Source organism: Rothia sp. HSID18067 (assembly GCF_003989445.1).
GTDB lineage: Bacteria > Actinomycetota > Actinomycetes > Actinomycetales > Micrococcaceae > Rothia > Rothia aeria.
In genome coordinates this window covers 73,873-95,893 of the sequence record NZ_RBMF01000001.1, presented here as the reverse complement: position 1 = coordinate 95,893, position 22,021 = coordinate 73,873, and the positions used below count along the sequence as shown (strand labels likewise).

At 61.4% G+C, this 22,021-nt stretch carries 18 protein-coding genes; 5 read left to right on the top strand and 13 right to left on the bottom strand.

Annotated features, from left to right (window positions below):
* Window position 1: 1 nt before the first annotated feature.
* From D8M23_RS00465 to D8M23_RS00455, 3 genes are all read right to left on the bottom strand, one after another.
* The gene (locus D8M23_RS00465) at window positions 2-1,318 is read right to left on the bottom strand and encodes a sensor histidine kinase (RefSeq protein ID WP_126853042.1); all 1,317 of its coding nucleotides are present in this window, start codon (window positions 1,316-1,318) and stop codon (window positions 2-4) included.
* A gap of 276 nt (window positions 1,319-1,594) precedes the next feature.
* Window positions 1,595-2,680 (bottom strand): 4-hydroxy-3-methylbut-2-enyl diphosphate reductase, encoded by a 1,086-nt coding sequence (locus tag D8M23_RS00460; RefSeq protein WP_126853040.1) that lies wholly within the window; start codon window positions 2,678-2,680, stop codon window positions 1,595-1,597.
* A 27-nt stretch (window positions 2,681-2,707) separates the two neighbouring features.
* On the bottom strand, window positions 2,708-4,204 hold the full coding sequence (locus tag D8M23_RS00455; protein ID WP_126853038.1) for a hypothetical protein: 1,497 nt from the start codon (window positions 4,202-4,204) through the stop codon (window positions 2,708-2,710).
* Between the two features lie 112 nt (window positions 4,205-4,316).
* On the opposite strand from D8M23_RS00455, the gene xseA reads away from it, so the two are divergent.
* Together xseA and D8M23_RS00445 are read left to right on the top strand one after the other, a co-directional pair.
* Entirely contained in the window at window positions 4,317-5,612 is a 1,296-nt protein-coding gene (gene xseA, locus D8M23_RS00450; protein WP_126853036.1) for an exodeoxyribonuclease VII large subunit, read from the top strand.
* 108 nt (window positions 5,613-5,720) lie between these two features.
* Complete coding sequence (locus tag D8M23_RS00445) at window positions 5,721-5,990, top strand: exodeoxyribonuclease VII small subunit (protein WP_126500356.1); 270 nt, start codon at window positions 5,721-5,723, stop codon at window positions 5,988-5,990.
* 97 nt (window positions 5,991-6,087) lie between these two features.
* Here the strand turns inward: D8M23_RS00445 and D8M23_RS00440 are convergent, their stop codons facing one another.
* From D8M23_RS00440 to D8M23_RS00420, 5 genes are all read right to left on the bottom strand, one after another.
* The gene (locus D8M23_RS00440; protein WP_037234699.1) at window positions 6,088-7,311 is read right to left on the bottom strand and encodes a pyridoxal phosphate-dependent aminotransferase; all 1,224 of its coding nucleotides are present in this window, start codon (window positions 7,309-7,311) and stop codon (window positions 6,088-6,090) included.
* A gap of 2 nt (window positions 7,312-7,313) precedes the next feature.
* Window positions 7,314-8,411, bottom strand: a complete 1,098-nt coding sequence (locus D8M23_RS00435; protein ID WP_126853034.1) for a glycine betaine ABC transporter substrate-binding protein — start codon at window positions 8,409-8,411, stop codon at window positions 7,314-7,316.
* Complete coding sequence (locus D8M23_RS00430) at window positions 8,408-8,914, bottom strand: NUDIX hydrolase (RefSeq protein WP_174234594.1); 507 nt, start codon at window positions 8,912-8,914, stop codon at window positions 8,408-8,410. The genes D8M23_RS00435 and D8M23_RS00430 overlap by 4 nt, the downstream gene beginning before the upstream one ends.
* Before the next feature lie 80 nt (window positions 8,915-8,994).
* Window positions 8,995-10,044, bottom strand: coding sequence for a LysR substrate-binding domain-containing protein (locus tag D8M23_RS00425; RefSeq protein WP_126853033.1), 1,050 nt, complete (start codon window positions 10,042-10,044; stop codon window positions 8,995-8,997).
* A gap of 37 nt (window positions 10,045-10,081) precedes the next feature.
* Window positions 10,082-10,555: a DedA family protein gene (locus D8M23_RS00420; protein ID WP_006888771.1), complete on the bottom strand. Its 474-nt coding sequence runs from the start codon at window positions 10,553-10,555 to the stop codon at window positions 10,082-10,084.
* Between the two features lie 506 nt (window positions 10,556-11,061).
* On the opposite strand from D8M23_RS00420, the gene D8M23_RS00415 reads away from it, so the two are divergent.
* Window positions 11,062-11,766, top strand: coding sequence for a DUF6318 family protein (locus D8M23_RS00415; RefSeq protein WP_126500359.1), 705 nt, complete (start codon window positions 11,062-11,064; stop codon window positions 11,764-11,766).
* Between the two features lie 246 nt (window positions 11,767-12,012).
* Here the strand turns inward: D8M23_RS00415 and D8M23_RS00410 are convergent, their stop codons facing one another.
* The 3 genes from D8M23_RS00410 to galU form a co-directional block, all read right to left on the bottom strand.
* Window positions 12,013-12,726, bottom strand: coding sequence for a DUF6318 family protein (locus D8M23_RS00410; protein WP_126853031.1), 714 nt, complete (start codon window positions 12,724-12,726; stop codon window positions 12,013-12,015).
* Window positions 12,727-12,965: 239 nt separating this feature from the next.
* Complete coding sequence (locus tag D8M23_RS00405) at window positions 12,966-15,386, bottom strand: phage holin family protein (RefSeq protein ID WP_126853029.1); 2,421 nt, start codon at window positions 15,384-15,386, stop codon at window positions 12,966-12,968.
* 227 nt (window positions 15,387-15,613) lie between these two features.
* A complete protein-coding gene (gene galU / locus D8M23_RS00400) occupies window positions 15,614-16,516 on the bottom strand; it encodes a UTP--glucose-1-phosphate uridylyltransferase GalU (RefSeq protein WP_126853027.1) in 903 nt (300 codons plus the stop codon).
* Window positions 16,517-16,695: 179 nt separating this feature from the next.
* On the opposite strand from galU, the gene D8M23_RS00395 reads away from it, so the two are divergent.
* Together D8M23_RS00395 and D8M23_RS00390 are read left to right on the top strand one after the other, a co-directional pair.
* Window positions 16,696-17,343 carry a 5-formyltetrahydrofolate cyclo-ligase gene (locus D8M23_RS00395; protein ID WP_126853025.1) on the top strand — a complete coding sequence of 216 codons (648 nt, stop codon included), beginning with the start codon at window positions 16,696-16,698 and terminating at the stop codon, window positions 17,341-17,343.
* A 91-nt stretch (window positions 17,344-17,434) separates the two neighbouring features.
* Window positions 17,435-17,665 (top strand): FmdB family zinc ribbon protein, encoded by a 231-nt coding sequence (locus D8M23_RS00390; RefSeq protein WP_126853024.1) that lies wholly within the window; start codon window positions 17,435-17,437, stop codon window positions 17,663-17,665.
* A 156-nt stretch (window positions 17,666-17,821) separates the two neighbouring features.
* Here D8M23_RS00390 and D8M23_RS00385 read toward each other — a convergent pair whose 3' ends face one another.
* Window positions 17,822-18,112: an ATP-binding protein gene (locus D8M23_RS00385; RefSeq protein WP_126853022.1), complete on the bottom strand. Its 291-nt coding sequence runs from the start codon at window positions 18,110-18,112 to the stop codon at window positions 17,822-17,824.
* Window positions 18,109-21,978 (bottom strand): DEAD/DEAH box helicase, encoded by a 3,870-nt coding sequence (locus tag D8M23_RS00380; RefSeq protein ID WP_126853021.1) that lies wholly within the window; start codon window positions 21,976-21,978, stop codon window positions 18,109-18,111. The genes D8M23_RS00385 and D8M23_RS00380 overlap by 4 nt, the downstream gene beginning before the upstream one ends.
* Window positions 21,979-22,021 lie beyond the last annotated feature (43 nt).

Below are 22,021 nucleotides of genomic sequence, written 5' to 3'. Positions count from 1 at the left end.
GCTACCCCATAATCTCGTCGGTTTTCTCGTCCATGCTGATGCGGATGCGGCACCCATCCCCCACACCTGCCACAGGCGCCTGCTGCAGCCAGTGTTCGGGTGCATTCCCGAGCGTGAGGGTTCCGCCTGCGTCTTCGATACGGGTGCGCAGACCGGTGAGTCCGCTCTTACACGGGGCATCACCAATCCCTATGCCGTTGTCGATAACCTCTAACCCGGTGGGGTTCAGTCGCACGGTGGCGTAGGTGGCGCGGGAGTGCCTCACAATATTGGTGACGGTCTCGCGCAGTGCCCAACTAAACAGGGCAGAGTTCATACCCGCAATGTTCGCGGCGGTTGTCGCATCGGGCAGGTCCGCCTGTATTCCGGCGGTCTCCAAGGCGCGTGAGGATGCCAGAACCTCACCTTCAAGGTCGGGAACACGTAAACGGGTGACGGTGGAATGCACCTCCGCGAGGGCTTGGCGGGAGAGCTGGGCAACCTGCCGCATCTGCTCCTGTGCGGCGGGGGCGTTGGTTTCTACGAGTTTTGCGGCCAGCTCGGCTTTGAGGTTCACGATCGTGAGGGAATGCCCCAGAACATCGTGCACGTCGCGGGCGATGCGTTCGCGTTCGGTGAGGATATCGAGTTCTTTCTCAATAGCCTTGTGTTCCCGGCTCTTGTGCATGCTGCGGCCCACGAAGTAGGCGATAATGTGGAACGTGGTAACAATATCGAAAATGAAGAACCCGTTGAGGGTTTTATCGCCGGAAACGACTGGGAACGGGGCAGTGGGTGCGTTATCGAAATACCCCTGCCCCACCACGCCAACAAAGTAGTTAGTGGTGAAGACTACGGCGATTGCAACGGCTGTTTTTACCCCCAGTTTGAAGGGTATGTGCAGGTTCATCAGCCACAGTGCCACCCACAGGGGAGATATGGTGTAGAGCATCCCGGCGATACCCTGCGGGTATACGGCAATAACGTAACCGATAGGTACCGTCACCAGAACACACCATAAGGCTGTACGCAGTACTGTGTTTTTCACGGGTATCAGCTGCGGCATTGTGTTGGCGGCAAAGAACAGCACTATACATATTTGGTACAGCAGCGTGCACAGGAACAGGTTATTTTTGACGAGCTCGGCTTCACCGGTGTTACCGACGGCGATCAGTATAAAACCGCTGGCGGAACTATTGAGGCAGCTTCCCCAGACGAGGCTCCGCACAATACCCGATTTATCGAAAAAAGAGGCTTTGCTGCGGGTGGGGGTGGCGGTACGGTGCGGGTTGGATGCGGCCGGTTTGCTGTCATGGTCCGGTGTACGCGTGATTGTCATACTCGCTCCGTGTGCTTGCCGTGCATCATCGCCTGAAGGTGTATCACCATTATAGGCGGGGTGTTTTTAGGCTACACCGGATGCGTGAGGCCACCCGTGTTAAATGTCATAGGTGGGGTGCGCACCGTGTGGTATGCCTCCCGGTTATCCGCCCCTCCCCCCATAGTCCGGCGGTTTCCGAGCCCGAAGGTATAACTGGCGGCGGCCCCCGCCCCCACAAACGTTTTTGCACGCCATGAGGGAAGGGCACCGGGTGCGCGGGTGGGCGAGTATGCTCTAGCGGGTCGGTTTTGCCCCGCGGCCGCCGAGCTGACGCCCACCATTCTCATCATTTTTCAGGGCGGCACGCAGCTCCTTGGGCAGGGAGAAGAGAATATCTTCCTTAGCGGTTTCTACCTCTTCGATACTCTCGTACCCGTAGTCGGCCAGCAGCGCCAGCACCTCCTGCACCAGCACCTCAGGTACCGACGCGCCGGAGGTCAGCCCCACGGTCGCCACACCCTCAAACCAGGATTCATCCACCTGGTGCGCGAAATCCACCCGTTCGGCGCGCTTGGCACCGTATTCAAGCGCCACCTCTTTAAGCCGCACAGAGTTTGAAGAGTTCGCGGACCCCACCACAATCACCAGATCAGACTGCGGGGCGATCTCTTTGATAGCGCCCTGACGGTTTGAGGTGGCGTAGCAGATATCGTCTGAGGGCGGGTCTTGCAGGGATGGGAACCGTTCACGCAGCCGCGCCACGGTTTCTAGGGTCTCATCCACCGACAGGGTGGTCTGGGAGATCCACACAACCTTCTCGGGGTCGCGCACGGTCACGGTGCCCACTTCGTCCGGGGAGTTCACAATCTGGATGTGGTCGGGCGCCTCACCGGCGGTACCTTCCACCTCTTCATGCCCGGTGTGGCCAATGAGCAGAATATCGTAGTCCTGTTTTGCGAAGCGCACAGCCTCACGGTGCACCTTGTTCACCAGCGGGCAGGTCGCATCAATCGTGTTCAGCTGGCGCTGCCCCGCAGCGGACACCACGGCCGGGGACACCCCGTGCGCCGAGAACACGGTCACGGACCCCTCGGGCACCTCATCCACCTCGTCCACGAAAATAGCGCCCTGCTTCTCAAGGGTTTCAACCACGTGGCGGTTGTGCACAATCTGTTTACGCACATACACGGGCGCGCCATAGTGTTCAAGGGCCTTCTCAACCGCGATCACGGCCCGGTCCACGCCAGCGCAGTAGCCGCGTGGAGTGGCCAGCAGCACACGTTTTTGGCCGGTGACGGGTGCGGCGGCTTCTACGTCTTCGCGGGTGCGGCGTACCTTGGGGACGGGGGGCAGGCCAAGGGAGATGGTTTCAACGGACATGGTTACTATCCTACGTGGTTTGTTCTTCTAGTGTGTGGGCACTGTGGTGGTGCTCGCAGTGAGCCTGGTGAGTTTCACCAAAATACCCAGCAGCAGAGTAATGAGCGTTGCGATCAGGCTGTAGCTGGCGGTGGCACGGGCACTTGCGACCGCGTCGGGGCGTGCCCCATTAAACAGGCCGTCAAGGAATACTTTGCCGAGTTCGCTGCCCGGGTTCATGCCGAGGCTGGCCGGGGTTACCCCCTCCAGGTAGAAGGATGCACCCCAGGCGGCGAGGGTCGCGGCAATGAGCACGCACGCCAGGAACAGCGGCCTCCCGCGCGGCCACAGCAGCAGCGCAATGAGCATGCTCATGAGGGAGACCGTCAGGAACGTATCCGCCGAGTCGGCGAACGATTTCAACTGCATGATTTTACCGTGAACGGCTGTGCTGCTGCCATCCTCTAAGGTAATGTACCGGTTACCCCAGGAGGGGATGTCCGGGTCATAAATACCGAAGGTTCCCACGGCGGTGTCAAGTTCACGGTAAAACGCGCTAATGTCGAGCGCGGCGGGGGTGTTTTCGTCACTGATCAGGTGCGCGTGCGTGTCGGTGGTGACCTGCCGCCACAGTTTCTTGTACTCGCCGGTGGTGGAGATTTTTTCGGCGGATTCGGTGAGGGTTTTTTGTACACTGTCGCGGTTGTGCACCAGCAGCCGGTTCACCCAGCTGCTGCCGCTAGGGTCTAAATATTTTTTGAGCCCCTCAGAGTTCATCAGGTCGGTGACAGCGGCCTGCGCGACACGTTTTTGCAGGTCTTGGTCGTCGGCCAGCCGGGAGCTGAGGTCGTTAAAGCCGCGGGTACTAATCAGGTGGGTCCCGGCCCATTTGCCGCCCGCCCCGAGGACGGCGGTGATAAGCGCGAGCGCAGCCAGCAGAATGGCGAGGGCGCGGCGCAGCCCGGCCGCGAACGGCTGGGCGGGCGGGGCCAGCAGCACCGAGGGTGCGCGCATCGGGTGCTCTGCGGGGATGCCCATGCCGTCGAGGTCGTCTTCGCTCACGTACCGCCCAGCCACGGCGTGGCCGAGTGTTTTGGTGTGGCTAAAAGCGGCCTCTTCATCAAGGGCTACGGTGGGTTCTTCCTCGTTGGGGGTGTCGAGGGCTGCGGTGGTGTCGGACGAGTCAGGTTCCGGTGCTGCCATATCCGGCAGGGGCCGGGTTGTTTCTGCCATAGTCTGGCCTGTGTCCGGTTGCAGCTGCGCTGACTGCGGCTCTTCTGAGGGTGAGTCTGCGGGCTGCGGGTCTGTGGGCTGTGGGTCTGCGGATTTCGGCGTATTATCGGGGGTTTCGGTGCCGTCGGTGTCCGGGGAGGTGCCGCTTTCTGGCGTGTTCCCATCGGGTTCGGTGGCGGAGGTGTCCGTGCCGGATGGCACCACCTCGCCCGCACCGGGTAAAGGTTTGGTGCGTTCGGGTTGTTCGGGGTTCTCTAGCGTTTCGGGGGTCTTAGGGTTCTTGGCGGTTCCGCCGGTTGAGGGTGCGCCCATACTGATTAGAGTACCCTGTGCCGCCTGCGGGGTTTAGCGAGTGTGCCCTCAGCTAAACACATTGGTGAGTTTCCGGCGCGTCCGGCGGCGTATCGGTGGTAGAAATAGATGTATGAGTAATTTTGATGCCCGCCCGCAGGTGCTCACGGTTCCGCCCGCGCATGAGCGGCAGATTCCCGCCACCTCCAGCGAGACGAGCGCCGTGAACCCCTGGCCGCTGGCGCTTTTGGCGCGTAACCTCAAGGCGCATATTGAGAAGGTGCCGCAGCTGTGGGTTGAGGCGCAGGTGGTTTCGCTCAATAACCGGCGCGGCAGCGTGTTCATTGACCTGAAAGACCTTGAGGCTGATGCCACATTCTCTCTGGCGCTTTTTGGCCGCGCCGCCTACAGCATCGGCAAAGATGTGGTGCCGGGGGCGCGTGTGGTGGTGCTGGCGAAACCAAGTTTCTGGGTTCCTAGCGGGCGCCTGTCGCTGGTGGGTGAGCGCATCCACGCGGTGGGCACCGGCAACCTGCACGAGCGGCTGCAGCAGCTGCGTGAGGCGCTGGCCGCTGAGGGGCTGTTCGCGGATTCCCGCAAGAAGCCGCTGCCGCTGCTGCCGCAGAAGGTGGGGCTGGTGACCGGGCGTGACTCCGACGCCATGAAAGACGTGATCCGCAACGCCTCGCTCCGGTGGCCGGGGGTTGTTTTTGAGGTGCGGCAGGTGGCGGTGCAGGGCGCGAACGCGGTGCGTGAAGTGTGTGCGGCGCTCTCGGAGCTGGATGCCGACCCGCTGGTGGATGTGATTGTGCTGGCCCGCGGCGGCGGCTCATTTGAGGACCTGCTGCCGTTCTCGGACGAGTCGCTGGTACGTGCGGTCGCGGCGGCCCACACCCCGGTGGTGTCGGCGATCGGGCATGAGGCCGACTCCCCCATCGTTGATGCGGTGGCTGATGTGCGCGCCTCCACCCCTACGGATGCCGGCAAGCGCATCGTGCCGGATGTGGCGGAGGAGTTCGCCCGGATTAGTGAGGCGCGCGGGCGTATTGACAGGGCCATCGCTGGGTATTTGAGTAACCAGTGGCAGTATGTGCAGCAGTTACGGCAGCGCCCGGTGTTTACCAGCCCCGAGAATGACCTGGGGTGGCGCGCCGATGATGTGCACCGTTTACGGGAGCGGGCGCTGGTGTCGGTGCAGCACCGGCTGGCGCGGGAGCAGGATGCGGTGGCGCACACCCTGGCGCGGGTGCGGTCTCTCTCCCCTGAGCTGACGCTGCGGCGCGGGTACGCGATTGTGCAGCGGGCTGACGGGGCGCTGGTGCGGGATGCCTCCGCGCTGACCGTGGGTGAGAAACTGACGGTACGCGCCGGGGTTGGCAGCGCGGATGCGTCCGTCACCGGGGTGCACGCATCGAATGTGGACGCCTGAGCCCGGTCCCGTCAGCGCCCCTGTGTGCCGCACCGGCTGCAGGGGCGGCACTAGAAGTTTTTAGACCCTGCCAGATTTTATGAGAACCCCACCAGAAAGGGACAGAACATGGCCGAAAACATTAGTTTTAATACCGAGTCGCTGGGTGCGCCGGTTGATACGCTCAGCTACGAGCAGGCGCGCGCCGAACTTGAGAACGTGGTGCGGCAGCTGGAATCGGGTGCATCCGATTTGGAAACTTCCATCGCCCTGTGGGAACGCGGCGAGTCCCTAGCGAAACGGTGCGAGGCGTGGCTTGAGGGCGCCCGCGAAAAACTTAATGAGGCGCGCGCCGAGCAGCGTGAAGACGCCGAAGACGGGGAGGAAACACACGGCTAGCCCCTCCGGCTAACTCACGTGGCACGCTAAACGTCCGGGCACCTGCGGTTATTTCGCGGGTGCCCGGACGTTCGCTTCTTGTTCTCACACCTGCCGGTTAGGCACGCTGCTTGTAGTCGGAGAGGAACTCCCCCAGCCGGTTCAGCGCATCGGTGAGGGTCTGCACATCCGGCAAAAACACCAGGCGGAAGTGGTCGGGCTTATGCCAGTTAAACGCGCCGCCGTGGCTGAACAGGATCTTCTGCTCCTTCAGAAGGTCAAGCATGAACTTCTCATCGTCCACAATGTTGAACTTCTCAGTATCGACCTTGGGGAACAGGTACAGCGCCCCGTCCGACTGGTTGCAGCTCACACCGTCAATCTCGTTCAGCATACGGTACGCCACGTCACGCTGCTCATGCAGCCGCCCGCCAGGCGCCACCAGCGCATCAATGGACTGGTACCCGCCCAAGGCGGTCTGGATAGCGTGCTGGGCGGGCACATTCGAGCATAGGCGCATTGAGGCGAGCAGGGTGATGCCCTCAATATAGTTGGCGGCCTCATGCTTGGGGCCGGTAATCGCAACCCAGCCGGCACGGTAACCGCACACCCGGTACGCCTTCGACAGGCCCGAGAAGGTCAGGCATAGCACGTCGTCACCGGTGAGGGTGGCCAGGTTAATGGCTTCGGCGCCGTCGTAAATAATTTTCTCGTAGATTTCGTCGGTGAACACCACCAGCTCATGTTCGCGGGCCACATCCACTATCTGCTGCAGGATGTGGCGCGGGTACACGGAACCTGTGGGGTTATTCGGGTTAATAACCACGATCCCTTTGGTGCGTGAGGTGATCTTCGATTTAATGTCTTCAAGGTCCGGGTACCAGTTGTTTTCCTCATCGCACAGGTAGTGCACGGGCTTACCGCCCGATAGCGCCACCGAGGCGGTCCACAGCGGGTAGTCGGGCATGGGCACGAGGATCTCATCGTCAGTTTCGCACAGTGCCTGCAAGGTCATGGGGATCAGCTCGGACACCCCGTTGCCCAGGTACACATCGTTAGGTTCCAGGTCGAGGATGCCCCGGTTCTGGTAGTGCTGCACAATGGCGGTTCGCGCCGAGTACAGCCCGCGCGAATCGGAGTACCCCTGCGTGACGGGCAGGTGGCGGATAATATCCATCATGATCGCGTCCGGCGCTTCGAACCCGAAAGGCGCGGTATTACCAATATTGAGTTTGAGGATGCGGTGCCCCATCGCCTCCATGCGGTTCGCTTCTTCGAGAATAGGTCCGCGGATATCGTAGAGGACGTTATTGAGCTTCGACGACTGACGGTACTTAGTCATATTCACTTCCTTGGGTGGTCGAGCCAGAATTTTGCTGCTTCGTCTTCGGCGACGGGGTTTGTTCCACTCGTGAGGCGAAGTAGAAAGGTCAGATTACCGGTATCTAATGTAGATGATACGCGGTTAATGGCCTCCTGTGCACTAGATGGCAGGCTTTGCCGCACAAGAGGCACCAGCTGTTGGTTCAGCTGGGTGGACTGGGGGTCTTCGAGCATGGTGAACCGGTTATCCTCAATGCTCGGGTCGATACTGTGCAGAAGCGCCACCTGCACCGCATCTTTAGCCAGCAGCTGTTCCCGTTCGGTGCTCTCATTAGCCACCTTCGTGGCGGGAACCTGGTACTTGTACACGTTCTTGAGCAGGGCAATCCCGTAGTTTCCGGTGTTATACGCCTCGGGCACGGCAAAGGTGAGGGGCGCTTTCACTTCGGGCAGCTGGTTCAGGCTATTGAACTTATACCGGGCCCCGGTGGCGTTGGTGGTCACCAGAACATTGCGGTTTTGGGCGCTGACGGTATCCATCAGTTTCAGGTGCCCCGGGATAATTTTACCGATAGCTGAGAGCGTATCACTGAGTGATAAGGCCCGCGGTTTAATGGGGTCGCCGGTGGGGGTCGGGCTGGGGCTGGGGCTAATATCGGCGGGGATGCTGGGGGTAGCCGAGGGGGTGAGGGTCACCCCAGCACTGGCGGCGGAGGCACTGGCGGAGGCCGTCTGATGCTCCGCCTGCAGCTGGGCGGGGCTGAGCGTACCGTTCTTCGTCAGGTGCAGCAGCAAGTCACCGGTGAAGTCAACGGCAACATCAAGGCGCGTGTTTTCGGTGGCGCCCAGGGCCGCTAGGTACTCGTCGCGGTTATTATTGTGCCCAATAACCTCCACCGTGTACCCCACGTTCCGCAGCGCCTGGGCGTACACATGGGCAACAATGGTTTTAGCCCCCAACACCCCGGTGGTGACGTAGAGGGTGCCGTAGGCTGAGGCGGAGGGATCCACCTTGGGTTTATTGTCCCCAGCGGAGCAGGCAGCCAGGATGGGGGCGAGCGCGGCGGCAGTGAGCGCCGATCGGCGGCTCACAAGCGGGCGGGGGTGGGGCGTGTTCATGATAGTTTCCTGGCGTTCTCGTCGGCGAGGAATTCGCGGTATTCCAGGGCCCAGGCGGCGGCGGTGGCGTACCCCATCATGGAGGCCACTTCATCAATAATGGTGCCGTAGCGCAGCGTATCAATTTCGCTAATGGGAACCCAGCGGGCAATGTCTGAGGAGCCGTTTTCTTCGGCCCGCAGCTGGCCGGTGACGATGTGCGCCCGGTAGATAATGCGTAAGGCGCAGAACGGCAGAGAGTTGCCGTACATGCCGTTGCGCGCGGGGAAATGCCCGGCGTGCACGCCCAGGACGTCTTCAATGGCAACGCTGTACCCGGTTTCTTCGAGGGTTTCCCGCAGGGCTGTTTCGTCGGCCTGCTCCCCCGGTTCCATGCCGCCGCCGGGTAACGTCCACAGGGGCTCGTGCGAGCGGTCTTCGGGCGCCCAGCGGGTCATGAGCAGTTTGCCCTGCTCAATAACAACCGCGTAGGCGGCGGGTCGGGTCTCCATTGCTAATGCCATAGATTCGATTCTACCGCGTCTTCTTGGGCGTTCGGCCTGTTTACTGGTGGCGCTATTCACCCGTGATGGCGGGTGGCGGGCTACCGGCGTTTACCGGTTCGCCTGCCATTTCGTCCCGGTTTGCTGCCTGCGGCGGCTTTGCGCCGGGAGGTTCCGCCGGTGCGGGAGGCGGCTGTTTTCTGGTGGCGTGCTTCTCGGCGGGCATTAGCCACACGGGATTTCGCTGTGGCCTTGGCGCGTTCACCGGCTATGCGGGTGCGGCGGGCCTGGGCGGTTTCGCTGCCCCGGTTACTGGATGCGGTGCGCCCGCGCACGATGCCGATAAAGTCCTGGATGAGCACCTCAAACTCGTCGTCTTTCTCACCCTGGACCGTATCGGGGGTGGGGGCTGCCGGGGTACGGGGCCACACCAGGTGCACGGGGTACGGGTCGGCGTCGGGTACCGGGCGGTAGGTGAGGTCTTTGCGGTGGTGCAGGCGGGCCACCGACATGGGGGTGATGTACAGGCCCACCCCGGCAGCTACCAGTTCGATAGCGTCCGCGTGGGTGGGAATCTGCGGCAAAAACCGGGGGTTCTGTTGGCGCCACTGCTGTGAGGCTTCACCCCAGGCGGGGAACTCCTCGGGCTCATGCAGCAGGAACTCCTCAGCCATCTCACCTAGGGGAACCTCGTCGAGCACGGTGAGCACATGGTCTTTGGGCAGCACCACCACGGGTACTTCCTCGTACAGGCGGATGCTGTGGTACCGGTCTTTATCGGGGGTTTCCTGTGCGGTGGCGCGCATTATGGCCATGTGCGCTAACGGCTCGAAACGGGCTTCGCCGCTGGTGCTGTTCGGGGTGCTGAGCGCGGTAGTGAGTGCCTCAAGACCGGCCCCTTCGCGAAGCGGTATTTCGGCCAGCGGGGCGGTTCTGCCGTAGCGTTCGTGCCAGCGGGTGAACCATTTTCCGGGCATTACCCCCGGCTCGTAGCCGATGCGTAAGCTGGCACAGCTCAGCACCGGTGCGGGGGCTGCCTGCCCCGAGTAGATGAGCCCGACGGCGGGGGCGGCAAGCTCAATGCTGGACTCCTGCTGGGTGCTTGGCGGTACCGGTTCTGCGGGTGTAACAGCTTCAGGGGTTTCGTTCATGCCTTTACGCTAGCACAGTGGACGGCGGCGGCCCCGGTTACGGGCGGGGTTTGCGGTCGGTGATGAGTTCACGCACTTTAGAGATTCCCAGGCTGAGGAGCACGATTACCGCTAGGGCAACCGGCAGCATCCACGGCTGCAGCCCCAGGGCGGCGAGCACTGCGAACCCCACGGTGGTGTAGATGACGGCCCAGATGAAAGTGCCCACGAGCATGGCCGGGACCCAGCGGCGTAACGGCATTTTCGTGAACCCGGTGGTGATAATGACGGCGGTTTGGAAGCCTACGGTGAGGAAGCACAGCGGCACGGCTAATACGCCCCAGCGGTTCACGAACGCTGTGGCCCGCTGGTATATGGGGGTGTCCATTGCTTCCCGGATGCGGCTCAAGCGTGCCCCTCCGGCGGCAGCCAGGTAGCCGAGCAGAAACACAATGGACGTGCGGATAATGCCGATCGCCCACAGGCAGGCAACGGCCGCCTCTACAGGTAGGGAATCGAACCATTCTTTCACTCTGCCATTCTCTCACGTTTTACCCACCCATACCGCTGCATGTTACCGGCCTTACCCACAGCTGAGGGTGCGCAAAGAGGGGCGGGGAAAAAGTTTAAATATTTTTTGTGCCCTAGCCGTGCCCGGTTTTTGCCCGCAAATACACGGAACTAACTTAGGTACACCTTGCTTTGCAGACAGGTTGTCACTATTTCTTGAGATATTCGGGTTGGCACACCCCCATTAATTAGGTTATATTTTTATTACCAAATAGCGAGAGTCCTTGTGGGAAGGATTCTTCCGCGAAACGGTTTCGAAGACTTTTCTTCCTGTGTGTGATGCGAGGAGGGGGTTCCAGCTGGAACCCCCTCCTTACCTTAACTGCGACGGAAGCTGCTGCACCCAGTACACTCGCCACACAGAAGCCTACATTTAAAGTAATAGTTAAATGTACGTGCTTATGGGCCGCGTGTTCTCTAGGATAGAGATAGCTGGTATATCACGCACTTGAGAGGAAACCGGTTACCATGACTTCCGAAATAACCCGCCGCGCGGCCCTGGGCTTTGCGGGCGCAACATCCCTAACGCTTCTTGCCGCCTGCGGGTCTGGCACAGCTATTAATGGCTCCTCCAGCGAGTCTTCATCGGCCGCTAAAAAGGACTACAAAGGCGAAGTGAAACTGGAAGAGTACGATACTTCTGCCGGTACCTTTGAGCCCGCTACTCAGGATACCCCGCCCAAAAATGCTCCCAAACCTATTAAGCCCAAAAATGCTGATGAGGACTCCGTAGCCGGGCTGTATTCCAGCATTGCATTTATTGGGGCTGCCCTCACGTATGCTTTAGTGACCGGGGACGTTGGGCCGATCAACGAATCCGCTCTTAGTGAGGAAGATCAGAAAGGATTTAAGTCTGCGGTCACCCTAGATAAAATCCGTGAGGGTAAATATTGGGAGGCCGAGTCCAAAGTTGTGATTTTCTTAGAGACCTCGGAGCCCACAAAAGAAGGGGATGAGTACATCTGGTTGCATAAGATGGAATCACGGCACGGGGCGTTCCGGGTAGATGTGACAGAGACTTCTACCGAGCGCTCCGTGAAGGTGAGCACCATCCCCACAAGCCAGCAGGTGAGTAAGGGAAGTGGGAAGATTAAAGCAAAATACACTGGTGGTCGGTGGGTCATTGATATTGAGTTTGACGAGTCAAGCTCCAGCCCCTCACCGTCTTACTAAGAACCACCCCCATCCCGAACATCCGGGTGACAGCAAGGGAGGAGTCCTAAGAGGGACTCCTCCCTTACGTATACACCCAAATAGCCCTAGATATTGCACTCCGGCTACGGAAAATACACGGATACAGGGAACGGGCAGAAGCCTTCTCTACCCCCTCCCTGCTGCTCAGAGAAAGCGCCCTCATCATTATGGTGCTGGGCCATGACTCGTCCCCGTTCACAGAAAGCACACTATAAGAAACGCGCCTTATATGCTTGATGAGCGGGAGGAGGAAGCACTGGGGCTGGCACTCTCATCGGTCTCAAAATTAATGACCCAGTGACCATCGGTGTGTTTCGCTTTAATCCGCCCCGGTGTTATAGTCTCCTGGCTGCTCTCAGAAATGAAGTTCACGCTGGTCTTTGGGCCATCAACCTCCACATAGTACGTCCCGTGGCGGGAAATTCCCCGGTACGGCCAGGTGTACTCGTCCCCCTCTTTTGTGGGTTCTGAGGTTTCCAGAGAATAAACGAGCTTAATGTCAGCTTCCCAGTGTTTACCCTCAGCCGTTTTTCGTACGACCCTATTGTTTATTATCTCTTTCTTTGTTTCCTCGTTGAACGCCGAGTCCTGCACATATGTGGTATCCCCCGTAGTAAAGGCATAGGTAATAGCCGCCCCGAGAAACGCAATACTGGAATACAGTCCGGCTACGGAGTCTTCGTCAGCGTTTTTGGGCTTAATAGGTTTGGGAACGTTTTTGGGCGGAGTGTCATGGGTTGCGGGCTCAAAGGTACCAGCAGAAGTATCGTATTCCTCCAGTTTCGCCTCGCCTTTATAGTCTTTGGGAGAGGCTGACGGTGAAGAGGCATCCTCTTGAGTACCCACAAATACATTGGTTGCCGCGCAGGCAGATAAAAACACCGTTGTTCCTGCACCCACAAGACTTAAAGCCGCGCGGCGGGTTATTTCGGAAGTCATCGTAATCGGCATCCTTTCGGATTGTATTTATTCGATAAACCTATCATAGGTTCTGTGCGCCCACTCACACGGTATATTCAAGTATTACCTTAATCATAGAGTTACTGTGCGCTATATCTATCCGCTCACTAACGCCGTGCGGGCCTGTCTCACCATGGTGAGACAGGCCCGCACGAGCGCTTATAGACTGCTGCAGGAACCGCTCTGCATTTGTATATTTCGGCTTCTGCCCTTGGTACCTATTCTCCGGTTTTACCTTTACCCTTAGCGTCCTTATCTTTCTTCTGATGCAGGGTGTGCAGCGGCTTCGGCAACTCCACCGGCTCCCAGGTGTTTGAGGTGGCCTTGAACATGGGCATCGCCCCGGGGCCCAGCCGAATGCCCTGAGTAGACGTATCCTCAAACCCGCTGCCGAGCGTACCCAGCTGCTGCTGCGGCTCGAACACCGGTGAGACATCATCATCCAAAGAGTCCAGGTCACTCTCATCAATAGTTGACGGCACCGGAGTATGCGGAATGGGCGGCTGTACCGGCGGCACCTCAGGGGTTGCACCCTGCCCCAGCGGCACCGTGGTGTGCTCCGCCGTATCGCTGGAGGGCTGCTGCTGCGGGTACGGGTTCTGCAGGTTCAGCTGCCGCGCCCTGTGGCGGGCGCGCTCAGCAGCCTCACGCTGCACCTGCTGCGCCGCCTCAGCTGCGCGGGTAGCCTGCGCGCGGGCCGCAGCGGCACGCTGAGCCAGGTTCGCCGTGGGTATCCCATCCGTGATCGGGGCGGTAGCGTCAGCGTCAAAGGAGCCACTCCGTTCGAAGGAGGATGCCCCGGAAGGGTTCTGCTGCGGCACCCTGCCAGTTTTAGCAGCAGCCTCCGGTCGGGCCGGGGCGGCAGGTGGCTGAGTTGGAACAGGCGCAGTAGGCTGCGCCGCCTCAGCAGAATCGCTTTGGGAAGGGGCGCTCTGGGTGGGGGCAGCAGGCGTGACCGGCGCAGAAGATACAGCCGAGTCTGCAGGCTGAGTGGCCTGGGCAGAGGCTGAAGGCGCCTGAGGGGTCTCGGTCTGGATATCAAAAAGCATGGGCTCATCACGGTGTGCCAGGGGCCTCAGCTGCGGGGGCAGGTGCGAGCCCCGCCCACCCCGGCGAATCGCCGGAAGCTGAGAAGTACGGGTCCGAACCGGCTCCCGTTCCGCTAAACTACGGCGTGCGGCACCCTGAGCATCAGGTTCCCGCTGAACCCCGGGCGATGCGGCGGCGCGGGCTCCCTGAGCTGACGCACTGCGACGCGCAGGTGTGTGGCGGCGCAGTGGTGCAGGCTCACGGCGGGGACGAGACGACTCCTCCTGAACGCCCTCACCAGCGGGACGTTCACGCCCTGCTGTACGTTCGCTACGGTGCTCGGCGGCGGGGGCGCGACGCCCCTGCGTCCGGCTGCTGTCTTGACGTGCAACCGAACCCGCAGCTGCTATATGGGCGGGAGCGGGGCGTGCCTCCTTGGTGCGGCGGGTATTAGCCGCCGGGTCAGCACCGACTGTTTCAGGCTCACGGCTGCCGTGTTCAGCGGAGGCTGTCGCCTCGGCCTGTTCGGATACCGGGGCGCTGGAAGATTCGCGGCGGCTCGCTGCGGGCTTTTTAGCACCCGAAATCGCCAGGTACCGCAACAGCCCGCCGGTCGCTACGGCAACCAGCAGCGCCGCCACCGGCCACACCCACGACAGCATGCCGGAAAAAGCCATAAGGGCAAACCCCAGGGCCGCAACAAACGCCAGCAAGGCCACACCTAAAAGTACGGCGCGGCCGGTATGAACCGTCATCCCCGGAGGTACCGGACCCCCAAGCATTGACTCCTGAACCTCCGGAACTTCTTCGGTAGAGGAAAGCTCATGCAGGGCAGGGCCGCGAACCGCAGCCGCCGAAGGCGCCTCCCCCCGAGACTCCTCCGCACGCCCGGTGCCCTGATGGTGTGTGCCGCTACGAGGCTGAGAATCGGTGTCCGCAGCGGAGGGATCCTGCCCCGCCGTCTCAGCATCTATATTAACCTCAGGGATACTACGACCTATCCGGGAGCCTGAAGGTTGGGAATTTGCTGTAACCTCCCAATGTGCGGGTGCATCAGCCTCGCCGTCGGCAGGCTCCGCACCGGGCGCAGAGTCCAGGTCAGGCTCCGGGGCGTAGAGGTCCTCATCGTACGGTTCGTCGTAAAGCTCAGTATCGTGTGCGCCCTGCTGCTGGGCGTTCGCGTCCTCACGCATCGTGGCCTCCTCCCACAGGTCGGCGTCTTCGGCACTCTCGGCTGCATCCGTGGTGTACAGCAGCTGCGTCTTATCGTCCGCAAACTCTTCCTGTCGCTGCTGCACGTTCACCACAGCCGAAGCGGCGCTCTCAGCAAACTCCACCCCGCCCAGGGGCTCCAGCGAACCGGTGGAGGTCGAAGCGTACACCTCAGCCTTGCCGGAAGCAGAGGGCACGGCCGCACCCGTGCCGCGTGCAGTCTCCTCATTAAACAGTACTTTTGCGGACAAGAAAATATCCTCAGCGGTGCGGCCCACACTCGCCAGCTGCCGCCGGGATCCGTTGGCGGGCGCGCGCCGAGAAGCCCTAGGCACAACCCACAAGAGCATAATGACAGCAAGGGCAACCACAATGCCCGAAGTGCTCAGCCAGATCATGCTTCTATACCGCCCCCATCAAAACGCCGGATCCCAAAAACCTATATCTATAAATACTACCGAAATTAGCGGATATCGGTGTGCCAGAATACGCCCCAGGCACAAAACATCACCAAGTTTTTGTGCCCGCCCACACAGCACCGGGTTGAAAACACCCAACCGCACAATAATGCGGTGGCCCCCGGCACGGGAAGCCACCGCATCATAACACCCTAAAACGCGTGTTTTTAGCAGTTTTCGGCAGTAAATTCCTTCAACCACTGGCACAGTTCGGGACCGAAATCGCCGCGCTCAGCAGCCAAAATAATATTCGCCTTCAAATACGAGAGCTTATCGCCAGTATCAAAACGACGGCCCTTAAACACCACACCGTACACGCCTTCCCCATCGCCCTCGCCCACGGCAAGAGTCTGCAAGGCGTCAGTGAGCTGAATTTCCCCACCACGGCCGGGGGCGGTATTCTCAAGCACCTCAAACACCTTCGGACTCAGCACGTAACGGCCAATCACAGCATAATTTGAGGGGGCCTGCTCCGGCTCCGGCTTCTCAACCAGCCCGGTCACCTTCACAAAGTCCTCACCCGCAACGGTCTCAATCGCGGCGGCACCATACGCAGAAATCGCCTCACGCGGAACCTCCATGAGGGCCACCACAGAACCGCCGGTACGCTGCTGCACCTCAACCATGCGAGAGAGCAGATCTTCCTTCTCATCAATCAGGTCATCGCCCAGCAGCACCGCGAACGGCTCATTGCCCACATGTACCTTACCGCGCAGCACCGCATGCCCCAGGCCCTTCGGGTCGCCCTGGCGCACATAGTGGATCTCTCCCAAATAGTTGGACTCCTCCACAGCCTTCAGCAGGGCCTCTTTACCCTGCTCAGCCAGCTGCCGCTCCAACCCCGGCACACGGTCAAAATGATCCTCCAAGGCGCGCTTATTGCGGCCGGTGATCATCAGCACATCTTGCAGCCCCGCGCGGATCGCTTCCTCCACCACATACTGGATGGCGGGACGGTCCACCACCGGGAGCATCTCTTTAGGGGTCGCCTTTGTTGCGGGCAAAAATCGGGTGCCCAGACCCGCCGCAGGAATAACAGCCTTAGTAATAGACCCAGATACATTAGTCATGCAAACAGCATACATGAGAAGAGAATGCCCACAGAACAAGCACGTCTCAAGTACCGCATATTTCACAATACTTTGATTAGACATTCCCCTCAGGATTAGGCCCTCTGCAATTCTATAATTGAAATAACACGCGCCACGCTGTGTTTCAGTACTGCAGCCAACGTCGTCCCAGGAGAACCATGCAGCAGCCCGCCTCGGGGGCATCCCCCGAAGACATCGCGCTCGATAAGCAAGTATTACGCGCCCAAATCCGCCCGCGCCGCCTCATTAACCGCAGCAACCGCGCAGAGGCAGGGCAAGCAGACTATGCGCGCCGCTACCAGGAAGGCATCTACTCCCTCATACCCCGCACCGGGGAAAAACTAACCATTGCAGCGTACCTGCCGACCGCTGCGGAGCCCCCCATCACCGACGCACTGCAGCAGCTGCACCGCGACGGGCACCGCATCCTGGTGCCGGTGGTGCGCCCCGGGCGGCAACTCGCCTGGGTGCAATGGGACCCGCATGTGCAGCACCCCCTCAACGGTATGGGTATTGCCGAACCCGAAGGCGACGCTGAAGGCCCCCACGCCTTCACAGCAGCCGACCTGCGCCTAGTACCCGCCCTGGCCTACGGACGCAACGGGCGACGGCTTGGCCAAGGCGGCGGGTATTACGACCGGCTGCTGCCGCGCCTGAGCGAGCAGGCCCTGCGCGAAACAACAGTGGGCGTGGTATTCGCCGACGAAGTGCTTGACAGCATCCCCTACGACACATGGGACGGGGTGCTTTACCGGGTGCTCACCGAGAACGGGGTGCACCCGCTCGGCGAACACGCCGCCCACTAGCACACCGTACAGCCAGCACGTAGGCAGGCGCCGCACACAGGCGGTACACTTTTTAGCTGGAAGTAATCACACAGGCTCAGCGAGGAATACCATGCCGATCTACGTCTACCAGTGCAAAAACTGCGGCCACGCCTTCGAAAAACGCCAATCATTTAGCGATAATGCGCTGCGCACCTGCCCAAGCTGCGGGCAGGAAACACTGCGTAAACGTTACAACGAGGTGGGCGTTGTCTTTAAAGGCTCCGGGTTTTACACAAACGATAAAAACAACAGCACAAATAGTTCAAGCAGCTCCAGCGGCAGCTCAGCAGGCACCGCCTAACCGCCACGCACCCAGCCCCTCATCCGGTCAGGGTGCAGGTCAAACGTGAACAACATGGCCCAGCGTGCAGTGCTGGGCTTTTACCCGCCAGGGTGCGCGGGGCTACGGTAAGCAACTAGGGATAGGGTACGCGGCACCCTGAGGGCACCGCGCGGGCTAATAGTGCGGAGGTTTCTGCTCCTTCATCTCCTGCACCCACCGCAGCCTAGCCAGCTCATCCGCGCTCAACGCCTGCTGGGAACGCCCACCCGGCACGCCACGGGTAGCCCCAGTCCCCTGTTGTCCGCTGGCGGCCCTCTGCCCACCCGACGGCTTCACACGCTGCACCCGCCCCGGTTCGGGGGCATTCACCCCAGCGATACGCGGTTCAGCTTCAGCTGGCGCGCCCGCCCCACTCACCCGGCGATGACCGCGCCGTGGTTTCGGCACGGGCGAGTAGCCGCTCACGAGTTGTCCTCCCGCATCCCAACGTACCGCATAATGCGCTCCACCACAGCATCCGGGTCGGCGAATACCTCCACCGTGTTCAGGGTCAGGTAGTTCCACCCGGTAAGGCCCAGCCGCTCAGGCAACAGGCGGGTGCGCTCGCGCACGCTGGTGCTTGCAAAACGCGGTGAGGCGTCCGAGCAGGCAACCAGCGGCATGTCAGGCTCCTCATCGTCGCCACCGCCTGCGGGGGCGTAGGCAATAAACGCCACCAGCCCGCCGCCTGGCTCAATACGCACCCCGCGCTGGCGCAGCCGAACCAGCAGGTCGTTCAGCAGCCAATCGCCGGTGTCGGGCAGAGGGCCGTAATCCTCACCCGCTAAGAACTCGTTATCGGGCATTTTTTCGGGGATGCGTGCCGCCTGCTGCTGCTCGTCCACACGTTTCTGGTGTGCCTCATGGGCACGCATCAGACGGTAAAAGTCGAGGGCGCCGTGCTCTAGTTTCTGCGGCTCCAACGCATCCGGGCTCACACACGAAACAATGTGGGTGGCGCGGCGGGCACGGGTCAGCGCGGTCACGAGCCCCTCCCGGCCGTGCTCCTCCGACAGCTGCCCCATCGTGTAGGGGGTGCGCTGGTCGGGGCGGGGACGGCCCACCCCCAAGGAGAAGATCATGGTGTCTCGCTCCATGCCCTCAGCGCGCGTAAAATCAACCACCCTAAACGGTTCTTTTCCGGGTTTAAAGAACGGCGCCAGCTGCGGATATTTATTCAGGGCGTTGCGCACCGCACCGGCCACCCGCTGCGCGTGTTTAGGGCTCGCGGTTACCACCGCCAGGGAACGCTCCGGGCGCCGGTAAGCGTGCTCCAGCACCAGTAAGGTCACCCGCTCCACCTCAAAACTGGGCGATTCCTGGTTGGCGTTATCGCTCACCTTCCCGCGTGTATCAATGTACTCGACGCTAAGGGTCGGCTTCGGTTCGGAGGCGGCATCACTCACCGAGCGCTGCCGCAACTGCCCCCCGTAAAACTCACGGTTCAAATAGTCAAAGGTCACCGGGTCCATGGCCCGCCCCAGCTGCGCCAGGTGCAGCGAGGGCACCACCTTCGAAAGGGCGTCAAAGGTGCTCTCAAGTCGTTTCGTTGCTGGCGCCGGTGCCCCCGTCGCCGGTGCCGAAACAATAAACGGGGCCGGGTACCCGGAGTGCGGGTCGCCGAGGGCGATCACCGCCTCAGCGCGGGTAATGGCGGGCAGGTTTGCCGCCAGCGGTGTCGATTCGGAATCTAATAAGATCGCAACGTCAAAACGCATAGTGGGCGGAACGTGACGTGCCAACGCGAAGGGGCTGGCCGTCCAAATCGGCAGCAGGGTGCTCGCCATCGTTGGGGCGTGCTCCAATAACTGCTGAAGCACAAACTCATGCCCGCGCAGCTGGCTTTTAAGGTACGCCGCCTGCTCATGGTGGGTGTCGATCCGGTCGTTCCACAGCTGCCGGGTGCACTCCAACAAGCGTGAGGCAGCACCCAGCATGTGGGCGTAGTCGGCGCGGCGGAACCGGGACTCAACGCCGCGAAGCGCCTGCCCGCCCAGGATTCGCCCCTCGTGGTCGTGCAGCAGCTCCTCAAGGGCGGACTGCCACCAGGCCAGCTCCAGCTCAGCGGCCACCAGCCGTGCCGGCACCTGCCGGGCATACAAATCTTCCATAAGCTCATCCAGGCCCAGGCACAGCAGGCGCGCGGTGAGGGTATCCCGCTCGGGCAGGCTCATCAGCAGCACCCGGTCGGCCAGTAACGCGTCCAAACGCTGTTCGAGTGCGTCCAGGGTGGTGCGGGTAAAGTCGGTGCCTTCCGGGGAGTCATCCAGCACGATTCGCAGCCCGTCGAACTCTTTCATGAGGGAATTGCAGGCGGTGACAAGCGCATCAAGGTTCTCGGGGATCTGCGGGGTGCGTGGGGCGGCGGTGTGCCGGATCCACTCTGCGCGTTCAGCCTGCACAATCCGCAGCTGCTCGTGCAGGTCGCCAATATTCACCCCCGGCAGGATGTACTCCTTAGCGGCGCGGCGCAGGCGGGAGCGCTGCATACTGCTCATTTCGATGCCGTTTTCGCGGCGCCACGCCCCGGTCGCGGTGGCCGCTATCAGGTCGGTGACGGGCCGGTCATACACGGTGGGGCGGAACTGTTTCAGGGTTTCCCGGATGCGCTGCAGAATACGCAGCTGCCCCTGCCAGTCGGCGATAGTGCGGCCCAGCCGTAACCCGGTGGTGCGGCTGAGCCGGCTCATAGCCTCCCGCAGAGACAGCAGGGAGGATTTGAGGGTGAGAACCAGTGCGTAAGCGTCAGCGGTCTCCTCGTCGTTGGCCAGGCGGGCACGGTACCAGGGGGAGGTGCGGGCTGCCGGGGTGAACGCCCCCAGCTCCGCGAGGCGGGTGAGGTCGTGAGCAAGGTTCTCGCGTTCGAGCAGCCGATCAAGCATGCGGCGGCTAAACCGTACACCGGTTGCGGGCGCCTCGTTCCGTGAGGTGAGTTCGGCGAGGGTCTGCAGCGCCTGGTAGGTGGTGATATTCCAGTACGGCTCGTGCGAGAGCAAAGCCTCGGTGTGCCTGTGCAGGCGGCGGCGGGTTTCAAGCAGCTCGGCGGTGGTCTCCTCTTCCTCGGGTATGGCAGCGGTTTCGTTGCGCACAATGGCTTGGATGAATTCGGCGCGCTGGCCTTCGGCGTCGCGGTCGGTGAGCACATCAAAACGGAGGGAATCAATACCGTTGCGTTCAAGCAGTGCGGTGAAATCGGCCAGGGTGGAGCGTTTCTCCCCCACCACAAGCACAGATTTACCCTGCCCCGCGAGGGTCGCAGCAATATTCACGGCGGTGCGTAGCGGCTCGGTGCCGGGGGCAGCGGTGACGGTGAACGAGTTGCCGCTGGCGGCCGCATCAATAATGGTCTGTGCGGCCGGGTCGGCGTCAAGCAGCTGCGTCTCCCGCTGCGGGTCACGGTCGTCATGAGGGGGCTGGTTCTGCACCAGCGGGCGGATGCTCGGGTGCACCCCGGGGACTTTGAGCGCGGCAATATCACGCACCAGCGGCGTGTGGGCGGTGTGCGGCAGCTCGCCCATGCTTTCTTTGAGGTCGGCGAATGTTGAGATGAAGAACCGTGATTCGATGGCCATCCCGGGGATGTTCCCGGTGGTGGCGCGCATCCGCTCAATTACGGGCTCGGGGTCAAGGCGGGACATAGAATTGGCCAGCTGCGCCACGTCCATGGTGCCCAAGTCAATATCGTATTCCTGTTTGATTTGGCGCACCATGGCGGGGTTAAGCCGTGCGGCACCGGCAAGGCGCAGCTCGTAGTCGTCGCTGCTGGGGTGCGGGGTGATGCTCAGCGGCGCCATGAGGATAGGGGCAATAAACCGTTTCTCGTAGGAGACGGTGTGCTCGCGGGTGGAGCGTGAGAGCCAGGAGGCGGTACCGGCCACGAAATACCCGGAGTCTAGCCCGTGGTCGGTGGACAGCTCATAGATTTTGGTGCGCAGGGTGCGGGCGGCACGCATCCCCTCCTCCAGCAGGCTTTTGTCGCGCAGAATGGTGGACAGGCGGGTTTTCCGCCCGGCCAGCAGCTGGGCGAGTCCGGAAGGGTTTGCGGCGGTGAGGTCGATGTGCACATAGTCAACCCGGTTAAAGTTGAGCATCGCGTCCGGGCCGGTGTAGATGTCCATCTGTTCCGCCCAGCGTTCCAGCCCCGCCGCTGGGTCGAAGCTGTGGCTGGCGGGGTCAAGGTGCGGCGGCAGTGCCTCAGGGGGCCCGTCGGGGTTGGGTGCCGGTGCGGGTTCTGAGGTTGGCGAGTTTCCCGTCCTGGGCGCGCCCTGGGGGGTCTCGGGGGTTCCGTTCACGTCGTGTGCGTCCTTGGGTGTGTTGTATTCTGCACGTTCTTAC

Coding starts and splice junctions, on each gene's coding strand:
- D8M23_RS00465 (WP_126853042.1), bottom strand. CDS start 1,318: ATGACAATCACGCGTACACCGGACCATGACAGCAAACCGGCCGCATCC.
- D8M23_RS00460 (WP_126853040.1), bottom strand. CDS start 2,680: ATGTCCGTTGAAACCATCTCCCTTGGCCTGCCCCCCGTCCCCAAGGTA.
- D8M23_RS00455 (WP_126853038.1), bottom strand. CDS start 4,204: ATGGGCGCACCCTCAACCGGCGGAACCGCCAAGAACCCTAAGACCCCC.
- xseA (WP_126853036.1), top strand. CDS start 4,317: ATGAGTAATTTTGATGCCCGCCCGCAGGTGCTCACGGTTCCGCCCGCG.
- D8M23_RS00445 (WP_126500356.1), top strand. CDS start 5,721: ATGGCCGAAAACATTAGTTTTAATACCGAGTCGCTGGGTGCGCCGGTT.
- D8M23_RS00440 (WP_037234699.1), bottom strand. CDS start 7,311: ATGACTAAGTACCGTCAGTCGTCGAAGCTCAATAACGTCCTCTACGAT.
- D8M23_RS00435 (WP_126853034.1), bottom strand. CDS start 8,411: ATGAACACGCCCCACCCCCGCCCGCTTGTGAGCCGCCGATCGGCGCTC.
- D8M23_RS00430 (WP_174234594.1), bottom strand. CDS start 8,914: ATGGCATTAGCAATGGAGACCCGACCCGCCGCCTACGCGGTTGTTATT.
- D8M23_RS00425 (WP_126853033.1), bottom strand. CDS start 10,044: ATGAACGAAACCCCTGAAGCTGTTACACCCGCAGAACCGGTACCGCCA.
- D8M23_RS00415 (WP_126500359.1), top strand. CDS start 11,062: ATGACTTCCGAAATAACCCGCCGCGCGGCCCTGGGCTTTGCGGGCGCA.
- D8M23_RS00410 (WP_126853031.1), bottom strand. CDS start 12,726: ATGACTTCCGAAATAACCCGCCGCGCGGCTTTAAGTCTTGTGGGTGCA.
- D8M23_RS00405 (WP_126853029.1), bottom strand. CDS start 15,386: ATGATCTGGCTGAGCACTTCGGGCATTGTGGTTGCCCTTGCTGTCATT.
- galU (WP_126853027.1), bottom strand. CDS start 16,516: ATGACTAATGTATCTGGGTCTATTACTAAGGCTGTTATTCCTGCGGCG.
- D8M23_RS00395 (WP_126853025.1), top strand. CDS start 16,696: ATGCAGCAGCCCGCCTCGGGGGCATCCCCCGAAGACATCGCGCTCGAT.
- D8M23_RS00390 (WP_126853024.1), top strand. CDS start 17,435: ATGCCGATCTACGTCTACCAGTGCAAAAACTGCGGCCACGCCTTCGAA.